This window comes from Oleiphilus sp. HI0117, assembly GCF_001635235.1.
Genome location: NZ_LWGA01001433.1, coordinates 1 through 903, shown reverse-complemented (window position 1 = coordinate 903; position 903 = coordinate 1). Strand labels below are relative to the sequence as shown.

General features: G+C 47.3%; 1 protein-coding gene. It reads right to left on the bottom strand.

Annotated elements, in window-relative coordinates; all coding sequences use genetic code 11:
- Nucleotides 1-54 precede the first annotated feature (54 nt).
- On the bottom strand, nt 55-903 hold an 849-nt coding region (locus A3757_RS24050), incomplete at its 5' end, for an efflux RND transporter periplasmic adaptor subunit (RefSeq protein ID WP_068740435.1).

The window sequence follows — 903 nt, the reverse complement described above, 5'->3', positions numbered from 1 at the left end:
GCTCTATCGCCCAGTCGATTGGCGTTTTTGGTGCCGTACCAAAGTACTCTTTCATTAAGAATCTACTCCTGACGCCTTATCTTCTGCCGAAACTCGAACAGGGCTGACCTTTTCACCAACCGAAACAAAACCTTGCCCGACGGTAATAAGCTCAAGCACCTCGGGTAAACCGCCTAGCCAAACACCATCATTCTCGCTGCGTAAGAGTTCAACCGGATATGCTTTTACCCGCCCCTCAACATCGAGTCCTTTAATTTGCAGTTCACCCTGACTATCAAGGCTTAATAATGAAGGAGAAAGTTTGTGGGCTTTTTGCTGGCCAAGCAAAATACTAACGCGAGCGCTTTGGCCAAAGCGTTTTACTTGAGACGAATTCTGCGCCAAGGCCTCTATTCTGAAAGCGCGTGTCGCCAAATCAGCAATGCTCGATATATAAGTGATCTTGCCCTTTAGCTCAGTACCATTGAGTAACTTTGCCTCAACCACTTGCCCCAAAGCTAATTTGGCAACGTGCTGCTGAGGAACATCAGCACTAATGATAAGCGCCTGATCGTCGACAATTGTTGCCAACACAGTGCCTGGAGCAACGTAGTCACCCTGCTCAACGTGTAAGTCATTTAAAACACCCGCAAAAGGGCTAAGTATATGGGTGTGTTCGATTTCCAGCTCAACCTCTTTAACCGCGGCTTCAGCCGCCATTACATTCGCCTGATTTTGTTGCAGCTGATTTTCGGATAAGAGATTCTTTTCCTTCAGACTTAAGCTTGATTTCAACTCGGCCCTTGCAACCTTAAGATCCGCTTTAGCCCTTGCCAAGCGAGCCTGCCTATCATTCATCGCCAAATTGAGCACACGTTGACCGGCTGTCATTCGATCACCTTTCTTGGCGATCAATTTAGCAAT